23 protein-coding genes and 2 pseudogenes are annotated in these 20,531 nt (G+C 45.0%); 14 read left to right on the plus strand and 11 right to left on the minus strand.

Annotated elements, in window-relative coordinates; translation table 11 throughout:
• Nucleotides 1–81: 81 nt before the first annotated feature.
• From pinE to D9736_RS18120, 3 genes and pseudogenes are all read left to right on the plus strand, one after another.
• Nucleotides 82–636: a site-specific DNA recombinase gene (pinE, locus tag D9736_RS18110; protein WP_000905000.1), complete on the plus strand. Its 555-nt coding sequence runs from the start codon at nucleotides 82–84 to the stop codon at nucleotides 634–636.
• Nucleotides 637–742: 106 nt separating this feature from the next.
• The gene (gene mcrA, locus D9736_RS18115; protein WP_072668360.1) at nucleotides 743–1,576 is read left to right on the plus strand and encodes a 5-methylcytosine-specific endonuclease McrA; all 834 of its coding nucleotides are present in this window, start codon (nucleotides 743–745) and stop codon (nucleotides 1,574–1,576) included.
• A gap of 230 nt (nucleotides 1,577–1,806) precedes the next feature.
• Nucleotides 1,807–1,974, plus strand: a pseudogene (locus tag D9736_RS18120) (isocitrate/isopropylmalate family dehydrogenase); the annotation flags it as partial.
• A 188-nt stretch (nucleotides 1,975–2,162) separates the two neighbouring features.
• Here D9736_RS18120 and D9736_RS18125 read toward each other — a convergent pair.
• On the minus strand, nucleotides 2,163–2,504 hold the full coding sequence (locus D9736_RS18125; RefSeq protein WP_130222855.1) for a DHCW motif cupin fold protein: 342 nt from the start codon (nucleotides 2,502–2,504) through the stop codon (nucleotides 2,163–2,165).
• A 330-nt stretch (nucleotides 2,505–2,834) separates the two neighbouring features.
• Between D9736_RS18125 and D9736_RS18130 the strand changes: the two genes are divergently transcribed.
• Entirely contained in the window at nucleotides 2,835–3,551 is a 717-nt protein-coding gene (locus D9736_RS18130; protein WP_130258881.1) for a YebC/PmpR family DNA-binding transcriptional regulator, read from the plus strand.
• Between the two features lie 404 nt (nucleotides 3,552–3,955).
• Here the strand turns inward: D9736_RS18130 and D9736_RS18135 are convergent, their stop codons facing one another.
• On the minus strand, nucleotides 3,956–4,285 hold the full coding sequence (locus tag D9736_RS18135; RefSeq protein ID WP_130205601.1) for a YkgJ family cysteine cluster protein: 330 nt from the start codon (nucleotides 4,283–4,285) through the stop codon (nucleotides 3,956–3,958).
• Nucleotides 4,286–4,739: 454 nt separating this feature from the next.
• Between D9736_RS18135 and D9736_RS18140 the strand changes: the two genes are divergently transcribed.
• The 4 genes and pseudogenes from D9736_RS18140 to D9736_RS18155 all read left to right on the plus strand — a co-directional run.
• On the plus strand, nucleotides 4,740–5,141 hold the full coding sequence (locus D9736_RS18140; RefSeq protein ID WP_130258882.1) for a DUF302 domain-containing protein: 402 nt from the start codon (nucleotides 4,740–4,742) through the stop codon (nucleotides 5,139–5,141).
• 253 nt (nucleotides 5,142–5,394) lie between these two features.
• Nucleotides 5,395–6,918: a cyclic diguanylate phosphodiesterase gene (locus tag D9736_RS18145; protein ID WP_130215947.1), complete on the plus strand. Its 1,524-nt coding sequence runs from the start codon at nucleotides 5,395–5,397 to the stop codon at nucleotides 6,916–6,918.
• Between the two features lie 130 nt (nucleotides 6,919–7,048).
• On the plus strand, nucleotides 7,049–7,267 hold the full coding sequence (gene ymgF, locus D9736_RS18150; RefSeq protein ID WP_130215949.1) for a cell division-associated protein YmgF: 219 nt from the start codon (nucleotides 7,049–7,051) through the stop codon (nucleotides 7,265–7,267).
• 48 nt (nucleotides 7,268–7,315) lie between these two features.
• Nucleotides 7,316–7,459: pseudogene (locus tag D9736_RS18155) on the plus strand (autotransporter outer membrane beta-barrel domain-containing protein); the annotation flags it as partial.
• Nucleotides 7,460–7,516: 57 nt separating this feature from the next.
• Here the strand turns inward: D9736_RS18155 and D9736_RS18160 are convergent.
• The 5 genes from D9736_RS18160 to minC form a co-directional block, all read right to left on the minus strand.
• Nucleotides 7,517–7,852 carry a YmgD family protein gene (locus tag D9736_RS18160; protein WP_074399524.1) on the minus strand — a complete coding sequence of 112 codons (336 nt, stop codon included), beginning with the start codon at nucleotides 7,850–7,852 and terminating at the stop codon, nucleotides 7,517–7,519.
• A 3-nt stretch (nucleotides 7,853–7,855) separates the two neighbouring features.
• Nucleotides 7,856–8,200 carry a YMGG-like glycine zipper-containing protein gene (locus D9736_RS18165; protein ID WP_064528662.1) on the minus strand — a complete coding sequence of 115 codons (345 nt, stop codon included), beginning with the start codon at nucleotides 8,198–8,200 and terminating at the stop codon, nucleotides 7,856–7,858.
• Nucleotides 8,201–8,654: 454 nt separating this feature from the next.
• Nucleotides 8,655–8,921, minus strand: coding sequence for a cell division topological specificity factor MinE (gene minE / locus D9736_RS18170; RefSeq protein ID WP_001185664.1), 267 nt, complete (start codon nucleotides 8,919–8,921; stop codon nucleotides 8,655–8,657).
• A gap of 3 nt (nucleotides 8,922–8,924) precedes the next feature.
• Nucleotides 8,925–9,737, minus strand: coding sequence for a septum site-determining protein MinD (gene minD, locus D9736_RS18175; RefSeq protein ID WP_064528664.1), 813 nt, complete (start codon nucleotides 9,735–9,737; stop codon nucleotides 8,925–8,927).
• A 23-nt stretch (nucleotides 9,738–9,760) separates the two neighbouring features.
• Complete coding sequence (gene minC, locus D9736_RS18180) at nucleotides 9,761–10,456, minus strand: septum site-determining protein MinC (RefSeq protein ID WP_130215951.1); 696 nt, start codon at nucleotides 10,454–10,456, stop codon at nucleotides 9,761–9,763.
• A 125-nt stretch (nucleotides 10,457–10,581) separates the two neighbouring features.
• On the opposite strand from minC, the gene D9736_RS18185 reads away from it, so the two are divergent.
• The 3 genes from D9736_RS18185 (at nucleotide 10,582) to D9736_RS18195 (ending at nucleotide 12,143) form a co-directional block, all read left to right on the plus strand.
• Nucleotides 10,582–10,875 carry a YcgL domain-containing protein gene (locus D9736_RS18185; RefSeq protein WP_130205736.1) on the plus strand — a complete coding sequence of 98 codons (294 nt, stop codon included), beginning with the start codon at nucleotides 10,582–10,584 and terminating at the stop codon, nucleotides 10,873–10,875.
• Nucleotides 10,876–10,946: 71 nt separating this feature from the next.
• Nucleotides 10,947–11,606: a fumarylacetoacetate hydrolase family protein gene (locus tag D9736_RS18190; protein ID WP_130205613.1), complete on the plus strand. Its 660-nt coding sequence runs from the start codon at nucleotides 10,947–10,949 to the stop codon at nucleotides 11,604–11,606.
• A 90-nt stretch (nucleotides 11,607–11,696) separates the two neighbouring features.
• Nucleotides 11,697–12,143 carry a YcgN family cysteine cluster protein gene (locus D9736_RS18195; protein WP_205712811.1) on the plus strand — a complete coding sequence of 149 codons (447 nt, stop codon included), beginning with the start codon at nucleotides 11,697–11,699 and terminating at the stop codon, nucleotides 12,141–12,143.
• Nucleotides 12,144–12,811: 668 nt separating this feature from the next.
• Here the strand turns inward: D9736_RS18195 and D9736_RS23630 are convergent.
• Nucleotides 12,812–12,991 (minus strand): hypothetical protein, encoded by a 180-nt coding sequence (locus tag D9736_RS23630; protein WP_240779355.1) that lies wholly within the window; start codon nucleotides 12,989–12,991, stop codon nucleotides 12,812–12,814.
• An 879-nt stretch (nucleotides 12,992–13,870) separates the two neighbouring features.
• Here D9736_RS23630 and D9736_RS18210 point away from each other — a divergent pair.
• Nucleotides 13,871–14,290 (plus strand): translesion error-prone DNA polymerase V autoproteolytic subunit, encoded by a 420-nt coding sequence (locus tag D9736_RS18210; RefSeq protein WP_130205617.1) that lies wholly within the window; start codon nucleotides 13,871–13,873, stop codon nucleotides 14,288–14,290.
• On the plus strand, nucleotides 14,290–15,558 hold the full coding sequence (umuC, locus tag D9736_RS18215; protein ID WP_130222849.1) for a DNA polymerase V catalytic protein: 1,269 nt from the start codon (nucleotides 14,290–14,292) through the stop codon (nucleotides 15,556–15,558). The genes D9736_RS18210 and umuC overlap by 1 nt, the downstream gene beginning before the upstream one ends.
• A 45-nt stretch (nucleotides 15,559–15,603) precedes the next feature.
• Here the strand turns inward: umuC and dsbB are convergent, their stop codons facing one another.
• Both dsbB and nhaB read right to left on the minus strand, forming a co-directional pair.
• On the minus strand, nucleotides 15,604–16,134 hold the full coding sequence (gene dsbB / locus D9736_RS18220) for a disulfide bond formation protein DsbB (protein ID WP_130258884.1): 531 nt from the start codon (nucleotides 16,132–16,134) through the stop codon (nucleotides 15,604–15,606).
• A gap of 145 nt (nucleotides 16,135–16,279) precedes the next feature.
• Nucleotides 16,280–17,821, minus strand: a complete 1,542-nt coding sequence (gene nhaB, locus D9736_RS18225) for a Na(+)/H(+) antiporter NhaB (protein WP_130258885.1) — start codon at nucleotides 17,819–17,821, stop codon at nucleotides 16,280–16,282.
• A 221-nt stretch (nucleotides 17,822–18,042) separates the two neighbouring features.
• Here nhaB and fadR point away from each other — a divergent pair, with 221 nt between their 5' ends.
• Nucleotides 18,043–18,762, plus strand: coding sequence for a fatty acid metabolism transcriptional regulator FadR (fadR, locus tag D9736_RS18230; protein ID WP_130215962.1), 720 nt, complete (start codon nucleotides 18,043–18,045; stop codon nucleotides 18,760–18,762).
• A 51-nt stretch (nucleotides 18,763–18,813) separates the two neighbouring features.
• Here the strand turns inward: fadR and D9736_RS18235 are convergent, their stop codons facing one another.
• A complete protein-coding gene (locus D9736_RS18235) occupies nucleotides 18,814–20,346 on the minus strand; it encodes a SpoVR family protein (protein WP_130205627.1) in 1,533 nt (510 codons plus the stop codon).
• Between the last annotated feature and the right edge of the window lie 185 nt (nucleotides 20,347–20,531).

Genomic DNA, 20,531 nt, shown 5'->3' on the forward strand with positions numbered 1-20,531 from the left:
CTTCTCCCAAACCAACGTTTATGAAAATGCAGAAATAACGAGCAAATGGCATCATTCCTGCTTTTGTCAGGGAGATCTACCATGCTTATTGGCTATGTACGTGTGTCAACAAATGACCAGAACACAGATCTACAACGTAATGCGCTGAACTGTGCAGGATGCGAGCTGATTTTTGAAGACAAGATAAGCGGTACAAAGTCCGAAAGGCCGGGACTGAAAAAACTGCTCAGGACATTATCGGCAGGTGATACGCTGGTGGTCTGGAAACTGGACCGACTGGGGCGCAGTATGCGGCATCTTGTCGTGCTGGTGGAGGAGTTGCGCGAACGAGGCATCAACTTTCGTAGTCTGACGGATTCAATTGATACCAGTACCCCAATGGGGCGCTTTTTCTTTCATGTGATGGGTGCCTTGGCTGAAATGGAGCGTGAACTGATTGTTGAAAGAACAAAAGCTGGACTGGAAGCTGCTCGCGCACAGGGACGAATTGGTGGACGTCGTCCCAAACTTACACCAGAACAATGGGAACAGGCCGGACGATTAATTGCATCAGGAGTTCCTCGCCAGAAGGTGGCGATTATCTATGATGTTGGTGTGTCAACTTTGTATAAGAGGTTTCCTGCAGGGGATAAATAAAGTTAAAGACACTTTGTGTACAAAAGAAAGTAAAACAACAGCAACTTGTTGCAATTTTATCAATAAAAGTAGTATTGTCGTGAAAAATTGATTAAAGATTAATATTATGCATGTTTTTGATAACAATGGAATTGAACTGAAAGCTGAGTGTTCGATAGGTGAAGAGGATGGTGTTTATGGTCTAATCCTTGAGTCGTGGGGGCCGGGTGACAGAAACAAAGATTACAATATCGCTCTTGATTATATCATTGAACGGTTGGTTGATTCTGGTGTATCCCAAGTCGTAGTATATCTGGCGTCATCATCAGTCAGAAAACATATGCATTCTTTGGATGAAAGAAAAATCCATCCTGGTGAATATTTTTCTTTGATTGGTAATAGCCCCCGCGATATACGCTTGAAGATGTGTGGTTATCAGGCTTATTTTAGTCGTACGGGGAGAAAGGAAATTCCTTCCGGCAATAGAACGAAACGAATATTGATAAATGTTCCAGGTATTTATAGTGACAGTTTTTGGGCGTCTATAATACGTGGAGAACTATCAGAGCTTTCACAGCCTACAGATGATGAATCGCTTCTGAATATGAGGGTTAGTAAATTAATTAAGAAAACGTTGAGTCAACCCGAGGGCTCCAGGAAACCAGTTGAGGTAGAAAGACTACAAAAAGTTTATGTCCGAGACCCGATGGTAAAAGCTTGGATTTTACAGCAAAGTAAAGGTATATGTGAAAACTGTGGTAAAAATGCTCCGTTTTATTTAAATGATGGAAACCCATATTTGGAAGTGCATCATGTAATTCCCCTGTCTTCAGGTGGTGCTGATACAACAGATAACTGTGTTGCCCTTTGTCCGAATTGCCATAGAGAATTGCACTATAGTAAAAATGCAAAAGAACTAATCGAGATGCTTTACGTTAATATAAACCGATTACAGAAATAAAATTATTTATTAAAGTCACATTTAAGACGTAATACCCTACAGGGTAAAAATTTTTTCTGATCTTAACTTCTGCAAATGTTAACTGCTATTTTTATGCTAAAAATGGTTATCAAAACTCAAAAACACATGTTTATAATCAATGAGTTATAGAAATGCTAAGGGCTAATGAGTTATATGCAAATTAGTAAAATTATGTTGCTATGTCAAATAGTTACGATTTAGTCATCTAACTAATGTTACGCCATATGGGCTGGACTGAAGCCGCAGACCTGATTGTTAAAGGTATGGAAGGCGCAATCAACGCGAAGACCGTAACCTATGACTTCGAACGTCTGATGGAAGGCGCTAAGCTGCTGAAATGTTCAGAATTTGGTGATGCGATCATCAAGAACATGTAATTCGGTAATTTATTAAATCCATTAACGGGAGCGTAACGCTCCCGTTATTTTTGTCAGGATGCTAACGGTTATCAAAATAAGTTATCAAAACCCCCAGGTAGTTGGGGGATGGTCAGGTGGTTGTTCTACTGCCAGGTTCCAATTCTGTGCCAGAATCGGACGTCGCAATCGCAACAACGACGAATCCGTTAGTCCACAATAAAGAGTTTTGCTCCTGTCTCCGTTCTGGACTGATGTGGCTCTGCGTTATCACCAACCTGATAACTCATCCCCGCAGTTAAAGTGAATTTGCGGCCATCTGCGAGCTGTGTTTCGAGTTCTCCCTCTATGCATAAAAGGATATGACCTTTACTGCACCAATGATCCGCCAGGTAACCTGGGGTATATTCAACCATTCGAACACGGATTTGGTTCGGCTTGTGACCAAAAAATTGTGTGCGCCAGTAGGCCATGCCTGTTTCCCCGGGATGTTCTGTTTTTTCGACTTCACCCCAGTTGGTGGTGCCAAAAGCAAATGCTTCGATATTCATTTTATGGCCTTTCGTTGTTAAGAAAGAGTGCTTGAGCTCAGGTTGGAATGAATTAACATTAACATAAGAAAAAATAATTTATATATCAACGCATTATTTTTGCCTTAGGTATTATTATAGCGTTTCAATAATTAAGAGCAAAAAGCTAAAACTAAATCCGAAAAATAATCTGGTAACATTTTAAAATAATGAAAAATTAAAGTGCCGCTATACATTTATCTTATTTCTAATTCTCATAGACGAAATTTTCCATGTTATGATATAATATGACGAAAATCGCAGGTTATCAACCTGTTATTGATGTAAATAAATTTCGAGGAGATTATTCCAGTGGGACGTAAATGGGCCAATATCGTAGCTAAAAAAACGGCTAAAGACGGGGCAACGTCTAAAGTATATGCAAAATTCGGTGTGGAAATCTATGCTGCGGCTAAACAGGGCGAACCAGACCCAGAATTAAACACTTCTTTAAAGTTTGTTATTGAACGCGCGAAGCAGGCGCAAGTTCCAAAACACGTTATTGATAAAGCTATTGATAAAGCCAAAGGTGGCGGAGACGAAACGTTCGTACAAGGACGTTATGAAGGCTTTGGACCCAATGGTTCAATGATTATCGCTGAAACGTTGACTTCAAACGTTAACCGTACGATTGCTAACGTTCGTACAATTTTCAATAAAAAAGGCGGGAATATCGGAGCAGCTGGTTCTGTCAGCTATATGTTTGACAATACTGGCGTGATTGTATTTGAAGGAACTGACCCTGACCGTATGTTTGAAATTTTGCTTGAAGCTGAAGTGGATGTCCGTGATGTGACCGAAGAAGAAGGAAACATCGTTATTTATACTGAGCCTACAGACCTTCACAAAGGAATTGCAGCTCTAAAAGCAGCTGGAATTACTGAGTTCTCAACAACAGAATTAGAAATGATTGCTCAATCAGAAGTTGAGCTTTCACCAGAAGATTTAGAAATCTTTGAAGGACTTATTGATGCCCTCGAAGATGACGACGATGTTCAAAAAGTATATCATAACGTTGCAAATCTCTAATTATAAATTAAAGAAATCTGTCTTTATGGCAGATTTCTTATTCTTAAAGAATGTAAAAAACATATAAAAAGACTCTCATTTAAAAAATAAGACTAATCGAAATTACTGATTGTAACTATCTCATGATTAACGGCAAAGGATCATCCGATGGGTGGTAATTGCGCGAAAAACGTAATGGTTTATAGTCGAAATATCAGAATGTAATGCCTGTTAATTGTTACGTAAAATATCAAGAATGATCATCAAGAACTGAATTTTTAAAATGGCAGTTTTCACCAAAATGTTGCCCGGTACCAGGAACATATGGCATTGTATTCTTGATACTCGGGCAATGGGCATGTTACATCAGAATATAATCATGGATACGCAGTTTTATAGCGCCCATTAAAAATGAAAAGTGCTTTTTAAATTGGAGGCAGCCCATATTTTGCGCGGGCGCGATTACATGCCTCATTAATCTTCCCATCCTCGCCAGACATGGCGAATTCTCGACATGTCGATGAGCGATTCTTGTATATGGTGCAACATGCGTTTTTTCCAGGCGTTCCTGCCAGGGCGACACAACGTGGATCCTTCTGGTTAGTACCGCTCATACATCGGTGGTAAGGGGATATTTGCTCAGTAAGATGAGCCGGGATAGTGCCGCCTGCATCATCTGCTTCGGCCCAGTAAAAAGAGACGCGGAAAAATGCACAACAGGCACCACACGCCAGGCATGGATTCAGATTGCTCATAATTCACCAGTACTACTATATACATTACAATACATCATAACAAAAAATGCAGACACGCCCTGTAAAGATGCGTGTCTGTGACCGGCTGGCGAATTTTCTATAGTCAACTACTGAATGATCACCAGCTGTTATTAATTTTACATATCCACTGAGATATAACCAGACAGTCAAAATATAAACAAAGTAAATTAATCTTTACAATTTGTAACTACAGAGTTTCGGAAGGGAGTGCTTTATGGAATCAGAGTCTACATTATCTTGTCAGCATAGGGTGATTTTATAAACATAGTGGATATTGCGATTGTTTTAATTCTGGTTGATTAAAGGGGCTCATCAGAAAATGTTATTTCTCTGATGTTCAAAAATATGAGCAAGCTCAGGTTATAATATTTTGTATTTATATTACGGTTGTCTCATCGTTCACATTGATTATTGTGTTAATGGTAAAAACGTTATGATTCAATTCAATAGTGCATTTGACTTCGAACATACCAGAACACGTCTTCTTAAGGCGGTATCAGATAATGGTCTGGTTTTATTTGGCGAGTTTGACCACGCAAAAGCTGCCCGTAATGCAGGGCTTGTAATGCCGCCAACTACTGTTCTGGTATTTGGTAATCCTGAAAAGGGAACGCCTTTGATGTTGGAACATCCAGACCTCGCTCTGGATTTACCTTTCAGGGTACTCCTTCGCCAGTTGCCTGGAGGTCAGGTGAACGTTAGATTTCACTCGGCAGAAGAATTGAAATGTTATGGACTTGACTCAACGGCGATACAAACGTTGAAAAAGCTGGAATTGCTGGTACAGAAATACATTCAACCTATTGATTCACATATGCATAAAGGCGAAAGTTAAAGCTAAACAGAAACGTGCTCAACCTGTATTTTTGTTCCCGAATTATTACCCCATGCCTCTTCTCTGCTTAAAGACCCATTGATCAGCGCGAACATTAGTTTTTCATCAGTCATTGAAAGACTTGCGGCATGTTGGGCAAAATTTCATCTGATGCGTGGATATTTCTGATTCTCTCGACCATGCTCTCTGTAGACGCCAGATTGAGCGAATGAATGTCAACCCCCTCTATTAACCTGTTGTCAGGGACACGCAGATGCGCAATACACTTATCCCTATCCTCGCTGCGGTTTGCCTGTTTATTACCGGCGTCTCTATTTTGAACATCCAGCTCTGGTATTCCGCAAAAGCGGAGAGCCTGGCAGGGGCGAGATATGCCGCAAACAATATCAATTATATACTTGAGGAAGCGTCACAGGCGATTCAAACGGTACGGGAAATAGCCAGAAAAGGGTGTGATCTGGATGAACAATATCAACTAGGTACAGAAGCAGCGCTCAAGCCACATCTGCGTACGATCATCATTCTCAAACAAGATGCGGTCTGGTGTACTTCATTGCCGGGGAACCACGTACTGCTATCACGTATACCCGTGATTCCTGAAAGCAATTTACTGCTAGCTCCGGCAATCGATACTGTTAATAAAATGCCCATTTTGCTTTATCAGAATCAGTTCGCAGATACCCGAGTTTTGGTGACTATTAGCGATCAACATATTCGTGGCGCGCTCAATGTGCCGTTGAAGGGGGCGAAATATACTTTACTCGTTGGCGGTAGCATTATTGGCCCGTCGGGAGATGTGACAGCTCTCAATGGTAAAAATCATTTTTCTGGACGAGTCAGTTCCACAAAATATCATTTCAGTATTATTTATAACCAGCCGCCTCTATTTAGCTTTAGCAGACTTATCGATAAAGGTCTGGGGATTTTGATATTCATTTTGTTGATTTCCTGCGCCGTTGTCTTCCTGCTTGATAAATATTTCAACAAAAGCGCGACACCGGAAGAGATCCTGCGGCGGGCAATACATAACGGTGAAATTGTGCCTTTTTATCAACCAGTGGTAAATGGGCTGGAAGGGACGTTACGCGGCGTGGAAGTCCTTGCCCGCTGGAAACACCCTCGGGGAGGATATATCTCTCCTGCGGCTTTCATTCCTCTTGCCGAAAAATCAGGGTTGATAGTTCCGCTCACCCAAAGTTTGATGAGCCAGGTCGCCAAACAAATGAATGCGATCGAAAGTAAACTGCCAGAAGGTTTTCATGTTGGGATAAATTTCAGCGCCTCGCATATTATTTCGCCGACATTTGTTGAAGAATGCCTGAAATACAAGGGCAGCTTCACGCGCCGTGATTTGAATCTCGTGCTTGAAGTCACTGAGCGTGAGCCTTTGCATGTTGATGAAAGTCTGGTCCAGCGACTAAACATTTTGCATGAAAATGGTTTTGTCATCGCACTGGATGATTTTGGTACTGGATACTCGGGGCTTTCTTATCTCCATGATCTACATATTGATTATATCAAGATTGATCACAGCTTCGTCGGGCGGGTCAACGCAGATCCAGATTCCACCCGGATCCTGGACTGCGTGCTGGATCTGGCGCGCAAACTTTCTATCAGTATTGTCGCTGAAGGTGTTGAGACGAAGGAGCAGCTCGATTACCTGAACCAAAACAACATCACGTTCCAACAGGGATACTATTTCTATAAACCGGTGACATATATTGAGCTGGTCAAAATTATTCTCTCAAAACCGAAGGTGAAAGTGGTGGTTGAGTGAAAAATGATCGCTTGAGCGTGAGGTGACGTAATTATAGACAGCTAATTAGCTCGTTTCGTCTTGTTACTATTGTTCATTATTTTGTTTGCTATAATTGTCTGAAATTTTTGACAGGATTACCATCAGTAGCATGAACAAGAGTAATAATCTGGATTATTTTACTTTATATATCATTTTCTCCATTGCATTTATGCTAATCACTTTCCTGGTTATCCTTTTTGCCAAACCCAGCACCTGGTTGGGAGAAGTGCTTGTTACTATAAATTTGCTAAATGCGTTGGTTTGGTTGGCGATCAATGTGGTTAATCGGTTAAGAGGAAAACTCGTTAGCCATAGGGATCAGCCTTAATCCTTCTGTTATCACTGTCAGAAAACGGCTAAATGAGTTGCTGGCAGTGCGCGTAATCAGGGGGAAATTAAACCTGGCGTAAATGGCAATCTGAATTCAGCGGCTAGCGTCTGGGGAAATGTTGGCGTTCAACTCGGTGATAATGGCTACAATGACACCGCAGTGATGGTGGGATTTAAATATAAGTTCTGATTCCTTCGCCTGCTAAAAAAACGCGCCGAATCAATCGGCGCGGTACTGCATTAATGATTATTTTTTGCCAATGGCACGCATGGTGTCATCAATGGCGGTAATTAACAGCATTTGCGGATCTTTAGCACAAACCTGGTTCAGTTTTTCTACCACTTTGGCACTGAGTTCCGGAGATTGCTCGATTTTTAAATCACGGCTCGTAACGCTGGCGTTACCCATTACAGCCACAATTTCTGCAACCTGTGCGCTGTCAGTTTTTGCCATTTCGTTAGCTTCAGCACAAGTAATATAGGTTTCTGCCGGCAAACCGTTCTTAATATTGTAGTCCTGCGCCCAGCTCATTGGTGCGAAAACAAACAGACCAGCCAGTAATGCAAATTTTTTCATCATCATTCCTTATTTCATTTTACCCAGAATGGCACCACCTGTGCCGCCAATTACAGCACCTTTAATCGCGCCTTCCAGACCATTGCCGGTCAACACGCCAGTGACTGCACCAACGGCAGCACCCACTTTCGCACCTTTGCGGGCATTTTTGCCGTCACGACCTTTTTCAGTTACTGCACCAACACCAGCGCCCACAGCAGCGCCTTTCAGCACACCATTAACGCCATTGCCAGTCAGTAAACCTACGCCTGCACCTAACAGCGCACCTTTCGTGGTGCGATTCATATCCGCCATTGCTGGTGCGGAGCAGAACAATGCTGAGATAAGCCCGAAGGCGAGTATTTTTTTCTTCAACTTAGATGTCCGGTATTAAGTAAGTTGCACACACAATAATTTCGTCTTTAATTAATATTTACTTAACTAAAGAACGCTCGCTATTATTCAGATAATTCAAAATGAGCGCGAATGGTATAATAGTAATTGTGTTTTATGCTTGAATGGGAATAATCTTAAATAAGGATTAACTCATTGATTTGAAATATTTTCTTCAAGAAATGTCATCAAGTGTTAACATGGTATTGTAAAGGTTAGGTGATCTGAAATATCAATATTGTTGTGTGATTTAAATGTAAAAAATATTTATCAAAAAAGGCAAGGTAAGTAATTTCGCTCTGATGGCAATAGTGTGAATTAGCGGCGATTTGAGCTGACAATAGAAGGGGGAGAACAAAATTTAGACCAAATGCAACCTGACAGATACCAGTATAAACAACCGGTAACTGTCAGATCAGGTTTGAGCTAATACAGCTTATTTTAGCTCTTCTGCTTCTGGTAAGGTCACGTTAAGCTCAAGAATGGAAATATCGCCATCCTTTTGCTCGAGCTGTACGGTTACCATCTCGGGATCAATTTGTACGTATTTACAAATGACATCAAGAATATCTTTACGCAACTGCGGCAGATAGTGTGGTTCTGCATCGCTGCGACGACGTTCAGCAACAATAATCTGCAGCCGTTCTTTTGCAATGTTGGCCGTGTTTTTCTTCCGTGAGAGAAAGAAATCGAGTAATGCCATAACTTATCCTCCGAACAAGCGTTTGAGGAAGCCTTTCTTCTCTTCTTCAATGAAGCGGAAAGGGCGTTCTTCACCCAACAGGCGTTCTACGGTATCTGCGTAGGCTTTACCCGCATCGGCATTGATGTCGAGAATGACTGGTTCACCCTGGTTAGAGGCGCGCAATACGGATTGATCCTCTGGGATCACACCGACGAGTTTGATGCGCAGGATTTCCAGCACGTCTTCCATACTCAGCATGTCTCCTCTGTGCACGCGACCAGGGTTATAGCGCGTTAACAACAGGTGCTCTTTAATGGGTTCTTCGCCGTTTTCTGCGCGACGTGATTTCGACGCCAGAATACCTAAAATACGGTCAGAGTCACGAACTGATGAGACTTCCGGGTTCGTGGTAATAATGGCTTCATCAGCGAAATAAAGAGCCATTAATGCACCGGTTTCAATACCCGCCGGTGAGTCACAAACGATAAACTCAAAGTCCATCGCTTTTAGGTCATCAAGAACTTTGGCCACCCCTTCGCGGGTGAGGGCATCTTTATCGCGAGTTTGCGATGCCGGGAGAATGTAGAGGTTATCAGTACGCTTATCCTTAATTAGCGCCTGATTTAGCGTTGCATCGCCCTGAATGACGTTGACGAAATCGTACACGACCCGACGCTCACAACCCATAATCAGGTCGAGGTTACGCAAGCCGATATCAAAATCGATCACGACAGTTTTCTTTCCCTTCTGGGCCAAACCAGTGGCGATGGCCGCGCTGGAGGTGGTCTTTCCAACGCCCCCTTTCCCCGAAGTAACAACAATAATGCGTGCCATAAAAATTCCTTGTTAAAAAGGGATCAATTTAACGATTGAACGGTCAAAGCGTTTTCGACTAATTGCAGCCGTGCCGCTTTGCCATAAAATTCTACTGGGATTTTATCACTCAGCCAGTATTCACCAGCAATAGATACTAGTTCGGCCATCAGGTTAGTACAAAATATTTGCGCTTCCCGGTCACCACTTGCCCCGGCCAGCGCACGACCGCGCATCATGCCATAGACATGAATGTTACCATCCGCGATCAATTCTGCTCCTGCACTTACATTACTTGTAACAATCAAATCACATTGTGGAGCATAAATGCGCTGACCGGAACGCACAGGCGTATCTATTAAACGTGTTTTTGTGTCCGGGATCGTATTTTGCGCTGGTGCCTGGGGAACGGGAGCTGAACGTGGCGCTTTTTCCTTTCCTTCAGTCAGGATTGGTAGCCCCATCTTTTCTATTTCAGCTTTCAGTTTCGCATTTTTGCAACCGCTGACGCCAATTATCCGCAAGCCAGTTGCTGAGATAGCTTTGTGCATTGCTGACCAGTTGACCCGTTCTTCGAGGCCACTGACATTGAGTACGACGGGGGCATGCTTTAAAAATGCGGGGGCCTGAGCGATTTTGTCTTCCAGCGCTTGATGAATAATCTTAGGCTCTGCCTCATGCAGATGAACCACTGATAAGGTGAAGTTGCTACCTTTAAGCTCGATTGGCGTGTTTGACATCCTGGCCTTACTCAATTAGCTAATTATCATCATCAGCGAGCGATGATATTACGAAGACTATCAGGCATGTTATAGTCTGGATTATATTGAGGCAAGTCACCCCCACATTTATTCAGAGTAAAATTATGTTTTGTGTGATCTATCGAAGTAGCAAACGTGACCAGACCTATTTATATGTCGAAAAAAAAGACGATTTTTCGCGTGTTCCAGAGGAGCTGATGAAAGGGTTTGGCCAACCTCAACTCGCGATGATTCTGCCATTGGATGGGCGGAAAAAACTGGTAAATGCCGATATTGAGAAAGTTAAACAGGCATTAGCTGAGCAAGGTTATTATCTCCAGTTACCACCACCACCTGAGGATTTGCTTAAACAACATCTTTCTGTGATGGCGAAAAATACAGACAGTACTGACAAATAACCGATATCCGGCGGTGGCATCATATTCGTTGGAGCGGGTTTTAAGAACCACGATGAAGTGAGAGGAACGTTATGTATCAACATCACAACTGGCAAGGTGCGCTGCTGGATTATCCGGTGAGTAAGGTCGTCTGTGTTGGCAGTAACTATGCCAAACATATTAAAGAGATGGGGAGTGAAGTGCCCGAAGAGCCCGTGTTGTTTATTAAACCTGAAACGGCACTGTGTGATCTGCGCCAGCCCCTGGCTATCCCCTCTAATTTCGGCTCGGTTCATCATGAAGTTGAACTGGCGGTGTTGATTGGCGCGACGCTACGTCAGGCCACGGAAGAGCATGTGCGCAAAGCTATTGCAGGTTACGGTGTGGCGCTCGATCTGACATTACGTGATGTTCAGGGAAAAATGAAGAAAGCCGGACAGCCGTGGGAAAAGGCCAAAGGGTTTGATAACTCGTGTCCACTTTCCGGGTTTATTCCTGCAGCAGAGTTCAGCGGTGATCCACAAAATACGTCGCTGGGTCTAAGTGTAAACGGCGAACAACGCCAACAAGGTACGACTGCGGACATGATCCACAAAATCGTTCCACTGATTGCTTATATGAGCAAGTTTTTTACCCTTAAGGCCGGTGACGTTGTGCTGACAGGCACGCCTGATGGTGTTGGTCCGCTGCACAGTGGCGATGAATTGACGGTTACTTTCGGCGGTCATTCTTTGACAACTCGCGTTTTGTAATACTTTTGCCGCCTGAAAGGGGCGGCAAAGCTTGCATCGCCGTGCCAGACTGGTTATAAGGTGCGTTTTAACGTAATGGTGGAACACCTGATGAGCGATATACCTTTCTGGCAAAGTAAAACCCTGGACGAAATGAGCGATGCAGAATGGGAGTCGTTGTGTGATGGTTGTGGTCAGTGCTGCCTGCATAAACTGATGGATGAGGACACCGACGAAATCTACTTCACTAACGTTGCCTGCCGTCAGCTCAATATTAAAACCTGTCAATGTCGGAACTACGAACGCCGCTTCGAGTTTGAACCCGACTGCATTAAATTAACTCGTGAAAATCTGCCCACGTTCGAATGGCTACCGATGACTTGTGCTTATCGCTTGTTGGCGGAGGGTAAAGATTTACCTGCGTGGCATCCGTTACTTACCGGTTCAAAAGCAGCCATGCATGGCGAACGCATTTCAGTGCGCCATATCGCGGTGAAAGAGTCGGAAGTGATTGACTGGCAGGACCATATCTTAAATAAACCTGACTGGGCGCAATAATCCGCATCAGTCAAGCCGCAGCGAAAATGGTCCTTGCGGTATTCTGGTCATCAATAACAAGGTCTGGCGCACAGTGTATTAGCGATTTGCTACCCGGGAAGAAATGACCCCGATTTTCCAGACGTGTCGCCAGAGTGCCGCGATGAAGTTTGGGCTGGTGGTATATTGGAAGTATGAAATATTTTGTACTGGTGGGCTGAAGTATTAATCCTGAATCCTGCAAAAAATTTTCGAGCTAAAAAGTGAGAGCGTCATCGCTGTTTCTAAGTAAATCGTAGCACACGAAAAAAGATAATCTACGGTATGACAATAATTCAAATGCCGTAACCAATGGACGCATTCATTAGACCGCCTGAACATGCATGCTTATTCTACTCAGGTGTTCTGATGGGTATAAAGCGAAAGACGGTAAATTCGGACATCAAACGACGTCGTTATATATCCGATCTACAGGTAGTTGATATAAAAATACTCGTGAATATGCTTGTAGAATATGCGAAAAAATTCATAAAGCCATTTTATGTTGTTAGTTTTATTTAGCGCTATGCACTGGCGGTTGAAACAGAGAATCATCCGCTATATGGGTGATTCTGATTATGTGAGACTGTTCAATTCCAGTCTATGTTTACTCTACAATAATGCAAATGACAGTGGACAAAGAAGCGCCATCAGGCGATGGATTCGCCGTAGAATGCTACTGCCTGAGCAGGATAAACCACAGCAATATCCTGATCTTCCCCATGATTTTCAACATAATAAACACACCCATCTTCCTGAGCGTAAATATCCAACGTTACGCAACGCCCTCCACTCATGGAAAAGTACTGCATTAACTTCTCGTCTGTCATATTGCTTTTCATCATCCAACTCGAAATGATTAATATCACGCTGTGCTAAAAAAACTCCGTTCATACTGTTAATCCACGGTAACGTGTCTTTAGCTGAACGATAAACTTTAGCGCTATATTAAAAAAGATTTACGATAAAAATATAAATATCGGAAGATATTATTGACTTGATCATTATCAATGACCATCTTGAAGGCCGCCACCGGGAACAATGTGTCAGGAAAACAATAACTACTCTTTATATCATTTTAATATCGAAGATATCCCATTAACTAAAACACCTGTAATTCTATTGTTCATTAAATCCTCGTGGTTAATAAAACAAATGGCTTCTTTTATTATTTTTTTTTGAGGCTTATTTATGGTCAGTGTTATTGCTCTCGTTGTCCATCTTCTCAGATTTATTGTGGTGGGCAGAGTCCAAAGTGATGAAACCAAAGAACTGGTTGATGTCGTAACCGGATAACTCACTGCTATCCATTCATTACGTGGTCAGGATCACACGGGTACAGGATGAGCTGTAGAGCAAGGTCCGTAGGTAGGTTTACGGTGGGTTAGATAGTAAAAAGAAACGCGGCTGTCGGATTGTAGCCGCGGGACAAGGTCCAAAAATTTCCAAGAGTCGTTGAATTTCCCAGCTTTTTTGGAAGCACAGGTATCTTACTAATAACTAAAAAAGGTTTAAACTATAAAATTAACCGTATTTTTAGGTAATGCTTACCGACATATCCATACCGCGTTCAGACGGTTAACAGTGGGGCGGCAATCCTTAAGGATCAGCCTACGCAGCGACAGATATTGATAGTCTGAATCAGTATTGATCTGCTGGCAAGAACAGACTACTGTATATAAAAACAGTATAACTTCAGGCAGATTATTATGTTGTTTATCAAGCCTGCGGATCTCCGCGAAATTGTGACTTTTCCGCTATTTAGCGATCTTGTTCAGTGTGGCTTTCCTTCACCGGCAGCGGATTACGTTGAACAGCGTATCGATCTGAATCAATTGCTTATTCAGCATCCCAGCGCGACTTACTTCGTCAAAGCGAGCGGAGACTCCATGATTGACGGTGGGATTAGTGACGGTGATTTATTGATTGTCGATAGCGCTATTACCGCCAGCCACGGTGATATCGTCATCGCTGCTGTCGATGGCGAGTTTACGGTGAAAAAATTGCAGTTGCGCCCGACGGTACAGCTTATTCCCATGAATAGCGCGTACTCGCCGATTACCCTCGGCAGCGAGGATACGCTGGATGTCTTTGGTGTAGTTGTCCATGTAATAAAGGCGATGCGCTGATGTTTGCCCTTTGCGATGTGAACTCGTTTTATGCCAGTTGTGAAGCGGTGTTTCGCCCTGACTTATGGGGTAAACCGGTGGTTGTGCTATCGAATAATGACGGTTGCGTTATTGCCCGAAACGCTGAGGCAAAGGCGCTGGGCGTTAAAATGGGCGATCCCTGGTTCAAACAAAAAGAGCTGTTTCGTCGCTGTGGCGTTGTCTGCTTTAGCAGCAATTATGAGCTTTACGCAGACATGAGCAATCGGGTGATGTCGACGCTGGAAGAGCTATCTCCTCGCGTGGAGATTTACAGTATTGATGAAGCGTTCTGCGATTTGACGGGGGTACGTAACTGCCGCGATCTCACTGACTTTGGCAGAGAAATTCGCGCAACGGTACTGCAACGCACGCATCTCACCGTGGGGGTGGGTATCGCTCAGACCAAAACGCTGGCAAAACTTGCCAATCATGCGGCAAAAAAATGGCAGCGGCAGACCGGTGGGGTGGTGGATTTATCCAATCTGGAACGCCAGCGTAAATTAATGGCCGCTTTACCCGTAGATGAAGTCTGGGGGATTGGACGGCGCATCAGCAAAAAATTGAACGCGATGGGTATCAAAACCGTTCTGGATTTGGCGGATACAGATATCCGGTTTATTCGTAAACACTTTAATGTGGTACTCGAAAGAACGGTGCGTGAACTGCGCGGCGAACCCTGTTTGCAGCTGGAAGAGTTTGCACCGACGAAGCAGGAAATTATCTGTTCCCGCTCGTTTGGCGAACGTATCACGGATTATGAATCGATGCGGCAGGCCATTTGTAGTTACGCCGCCCGGGCGGCAGAAAAACTCCGCAGTGAGCATCAATATTGTCGGTTTATCTCCACGTTTATTAAAACGTCGCCATTTGCGCTCAATGAATCCTATTACGGCAATAGTGCGTCGGTAAAACTGCTGACGCCTACCCAGGACAGCAGAGACATTATTAACGCGGCTACGCGATCTCTGGACGCCATCTGGCAAGCGGGCCATCGCTACCAAAAAGCGGGCGTGATGCTGGGTGATTTCTTTAGTCAGGGAGTGGCACAACTCAATTTGTTCGATAACAACGCACCGCGTCCCGGTAGTGAACAATTGATGGCGGTAATGGATATGCTGAATGCTAAGGATGGCAGGGGAACACTCTATTTTGCCGGGCAGGGGATCCAGCAACAATGGCAGATGAAGCGAGCCATGCTTTCACCACGTTATACAACACGAAGTTCTGATTTACTGCGGGTCAAATAAACATAGCGGCAGGAAAAAGACGCTCCCGCAGGAGCGCCGAATAGATTAGCGACCAAACAGATCGCGTTTTTTCGCTTTAAACGGCTGGGAAATCACCACCAGCACCGCGACAATCAGGTAAGCGATAAAAATACCGAGCAACCACTGTGGCATTTCCAGACCTAAAAAATCCCACTGACGCTCGGCACAATCGCCAGAGGCGACAAACACTTGTGGCACCCATTTATCCAGCGGCAGCCAGTCCGGGAAGCGAACCATAAAATCACAGGTCGCAAACGGTGACGGATAGAGTTGAAGCATAGTGTGTTCGTAAGTTAACTGCACACCGCGGAAAGCACTGTATAACCAGATAATCATCGCCACATAACGCAGCGGAGTTTTCGGAGCAATAGCGCCAATCAGCGCGGCACCCAGAACGCCGAATAACGCACAGCGTTCATAAATACAGAGCACGCAAGGTTTTAGTAACATCACATGCTGGAACCACAGCGCCGTCAGTTCCAGTGCCAGAGCGGTAAACGCCATCAACAGCCACGCACCCCGACCCTGTGAACATTGGTTCAAAAATCGCAACATAATAATATCCCTGCAATATGCATAGAATGCGCAGTTTAAACCAATTCATTCGCTGCGCCACCAGGGGGAATCAAAAATCGATCGTAATCGAACAATTATCGGGCGAAAAGGCAAACCGGGCATCAATATGCCCGGTTAGTTGTTATCAAAGCGCTGCTATCCAGCCCATTTGCATAAACCATTCGGTTACAGGGGCAAGAGTAAACTCGACGCAGAGCAGTCCGACGAGAGTCAGGACGAGGGTATAAGGCAGGGCCATCCACACCATGCGGCCATAAGAGAGGCGAATCAATGGCGCGAGTGCGGAAGTCAGCAGGAACAAGAATGCAGCCTGGCCGTTCGGCGTGGCGACGGAGGGCAGGTTGGTCCCGGTATTAATGGCAACTGCCAGAAGTTCGTATTGCTTCAACGTAATCGCGCCACTCTCCATTGCCGCTTTCGCTTCGTTGATATAAATCGTCCCCACGAAGACGTTATCCGAAATGGATGACAGCAGACCGTTGAAAATATAGAACAGCGAAAGCTGTGCATGTTCCGATGCCTGCAGCACAAACTGGATAATCGGGGAGAACAGCTGCTGGTCGATAATGACTGCGACTACCGAGAAAAAGACGGTCAACAGTGCGGTGAATGGCAGAGATTCGGTGAAGGCTTTGCCGATGGCATGTTCATCGGTGACACCGGTCAATGATGTCGCCAGAATAATGACCGACAAACCAATCAAGCCAACTTCCGCCAGATGCAACGCCAGCGCAGTCACCAGCCAGACGCCGATAATCGCCTGGACAATCAGACGAATTTTATCCTGACGGGTACGCTGGTGGCGGCTTTGATCGTCAAACTGTTGCAGCACTTCGCGGACTTTCTCCGGCAGCGTTTCACCGTAGCCAAACGAACGCAGCTTCTCCACCAACAGGCAGGTTAACAGACCGCAAACCAGAACCGGAACGGTCACTGGTGACATGCGCAGAAAGAAATCGCCAAAATGCCAGCCAGCGGCTTTGGCGATAATCAGGTTTTGCGGTTCGCCTACCATAGTCATCACGCCGCCTAATGCGGTACCGACGCCCGCGTGCATCATCAGGCTACGTAGAAAAGCACGGAACTGCTCCAGAACAACTTTGTGATGCTGGTCGATATAACTATCGTCTTGCAGGTCGGTATCTTCGGTGCGGGAAGAGGCTACGCGGTGATAAATGCCATAAAAGCCTACTGCAACACTGATCACCACCGCCACGACGGTTAAAGCATCGAGGAACGCGGAGAGAAACGCTGCCGCAATGCAAAAAGAGAGCGATAGCAGCATTTTGGAGCGAATGCTTAACAGCAAGCGAGTAAAAATGAACAGCAACAGCTGTTTCATAAAATAGATGCCCGCCACCATAAACATCAGTAACAGCAAGACTTCAAGGTTTGCCGCCACTTCTTCACGGACATGTTTCGCGCTGGTCATGCCGATGAAGACGGCTTCGATAGCCAATAGACCGCCGGGGAGCAGCGGGTAGCATTTCAGGGCCATTGCCAGCGTGAAAATAAATTCCGCTACCAGCAGCCAGCCAGCAACAAAAGGACTGATGAGAAAAATTAGCGGATTAATAATTAAAAAAATGATGAGGGCAAGTTTGTACCAGTCGGGTGACTGGCCTAAAAAATTGCGCCATAACGCGCGGCCCCAGGAGATTTCCATGATGGTTTCCCTTACCTTAGTAATAATCAATGATGTTTTTATGTTTAAGCGCAAAGCTTAACGGTCGGGCAGGAGTGAGGCAAGTATTGATGATCAAGGAGAAAGAGATGCAGAAAATGAAGCTTTGATCCCTTTTTTCTTCTTTTTGTCTGCTATCAGCGTGATTAGCCCTCTGGTATGATGAGTGCAACTTTGTTTTGCTGTGTTATGGAAATCTCACTATGGTCATTAAGGCGCAAAGCCCGGCGGGTTTCGCGGAAGAGTACATTATTGAAAGTATCTGGAATAACCGCTTCCCGCCCGGGACTATTTTGCCCGCAGAACGTGAACTTTCAGAATTAATTGGCGTAACGCGTACTACGTTACGTGAAGTGTTGCAGCGCCTGGCGCGAGACGGCTGGCTGACTATTCAACACGGCAAACCGACGAAGGTGAATAATTTCTGGGAAACCTCCGGGTTGAATATTCTTGAGACGCTGGCGCGACTGGATCACGAAAGTGTGCCGCAGCTTATTGATAATTTGCTGTCAGTGCGTACCAATATTTCGACAATTTTTATTCGCACCGCATTTCGTCAGCATCCTGATAAAGCGCAAGAAGTGCTGGCAACCGCCAATGAAGTGGCCGATCACGCCGACGCCTTTGCTGACCTGGATTACAACATTTTCCGCGGTCTGGCGTTTGCTTCCGGTAACCCAATTTACGGTCTGATCCTCAACGGGATGAAAGGGCTGTATACGCGAATTGGTCGTCACTATTTCGCTAATCCGGAGGCGCGCAGTCTGGCACTGGGCTTCTATCACAAGCTATCGGCATTGTGCACTGAAGGCGCGCATGATCAGGTTTACGAAACAGTGCGCCGCTATGGGCATGAGAGTGGCGAGATATGGCACCGGATGCAGAAAAATCTGCCGGGTGATTTAGCCATTCAGGGGCGATAATCCCTTCCGTTTAAAAAGCAAACCCCTCAAACGAGGGGTTTTTTGTTGTTTTTACAGATTTCCCATTCTCGGCGGGCAACGTTCCAGCAACTCGACGCTGCCGTCTTCGTTTTGCTGTTCGAGCATCACATCAAATCCCCACAGGCGATGCACATGCTTCAGCACCTCTTTACGCCCCCGGTCCAGCGGAGCGCGGTTATGCGGAATGTAGCGCAGCGTCAGTGAACGGTCGCCGCGTAAATCCACGTTCCAGATCTGAATATTCGGCTCCAGATTACTTAAGTTATATTGCGACGATAATCGGTTACGGATCTCCCGATAACCTTCCTCATTATGAATGGCAGAAATTTCCAGATAATTATGGCGATCGTCGTCCAGAACGGTGAAGAAGCGAAAATCACGCATCACTTTCGGTGACAGGAACTGGCTGATAAAACTCTCATCTTTGAAATCACGCATCGCAAAATGCAATGTTTCCAGCCAGTCAGAACCGGCGATATCCGGGAACCAGTATTTGTCTTCTTCCGTCGGCGACTGACAAATCCGTTTAATATCCTGGAACATGGCGAAACCAAGCGCATACGGATTTATTCCGCTGTACCACGGGCTGTTATAGGGCGGCTGGAAAACCACATTGGTGTGGCTGTGCAAAAACTCCAGCATAAAGCGTTCGGTCACTTTTCCTTCATCGTACAGATGGTTAAGGATGGTGTAGTGCCAGAAGGTCGCCCAGCCTTCGTTCATCACCTGAGTCTGTTTTTGCGGATAAAAATACTGGCTCACCTTACGCACAATACGCAGAATTTCACGCTGCCATGATTCCAGCAGCGGCGCATTTTTCTCCATAAAATAGAGCAGGTTTTCTTGTGGTTCGGATGGATAGCGACGCGCTTCGGCAACGGTTTTCTCTTCCTCGCGTTTAGGCAGCGTTCTCCAGAGCATATTGACCTGGCTTTGCAGATACTCTTCGCGACTTTTCTGCCGGGCTTTCTCCTCTTGCAGCGAGATTTTTTGCGGACGTTTGTAACGGTCCACGCCGTAGTTCATCAGGGCATGACAGGAGTCCAGCAGCTTTTCTACTTCATCAACGCCATAACGCTCTTCGCACTCGGTAATATATTTACGGGCAAAAATCAGATAATCGACAATCGAACTGGCGTCGGTCCAGCTGCGAAACAGGTAATTGTTTTTGAAGAAAGAGTTGTGACCATAGCAGGCATGTGCCATCACCAGCGCCTGCATGGTGATGGTGTTCTCTTCCATCAGGTAAGCGATACAGGGGTTAGAGTTAATGACAATTTCATAGGCCAGCCCTTGCTGACCGTGCTTATACAGACGTTCGGTTTCGATAAACTTTTTACCGAATGACCAGTGCGGATAGTTGATCGGCATGCCGACGCTGGAGTAGGCATCCATCATCTGTTCCGAAGTGATCACTTCAATCTGGTGCGGGTAGGTATCCAGCCGATAGAGTTTCGCCACCCGGTCTATCTCTGCAAGGTAAACATCCAGCAGGTCGAACGTCCAGTCGGGTCCATCGCTCAAACGTGTGGTGTCCTTATTCATAGAATCGATCGTCGCCATACGCGCACCTCATTGTTGTCGGCGCTCTCTGTGTGGAGCACCTCATTTCAAGCATAGAACACCTGTTAAAAACCGCGTCGCCGGAGAATTTTTTTCTTTGCGATTTCTTATTATTGGAGTGCCAATAATTAGCTTCTCAACGGAATTTTCTGCTGGATAAAAAGCACGTTCAGCAGGAGATGCCA

Source organism: Escherichia sp. E10V10 (assembly GCF_004211985.1).
GTDB lineage: Bacteria > Pseudomonadota > Gammaproteobacteria > Enterobacterales > Enterobacteriaceae > Escherichia.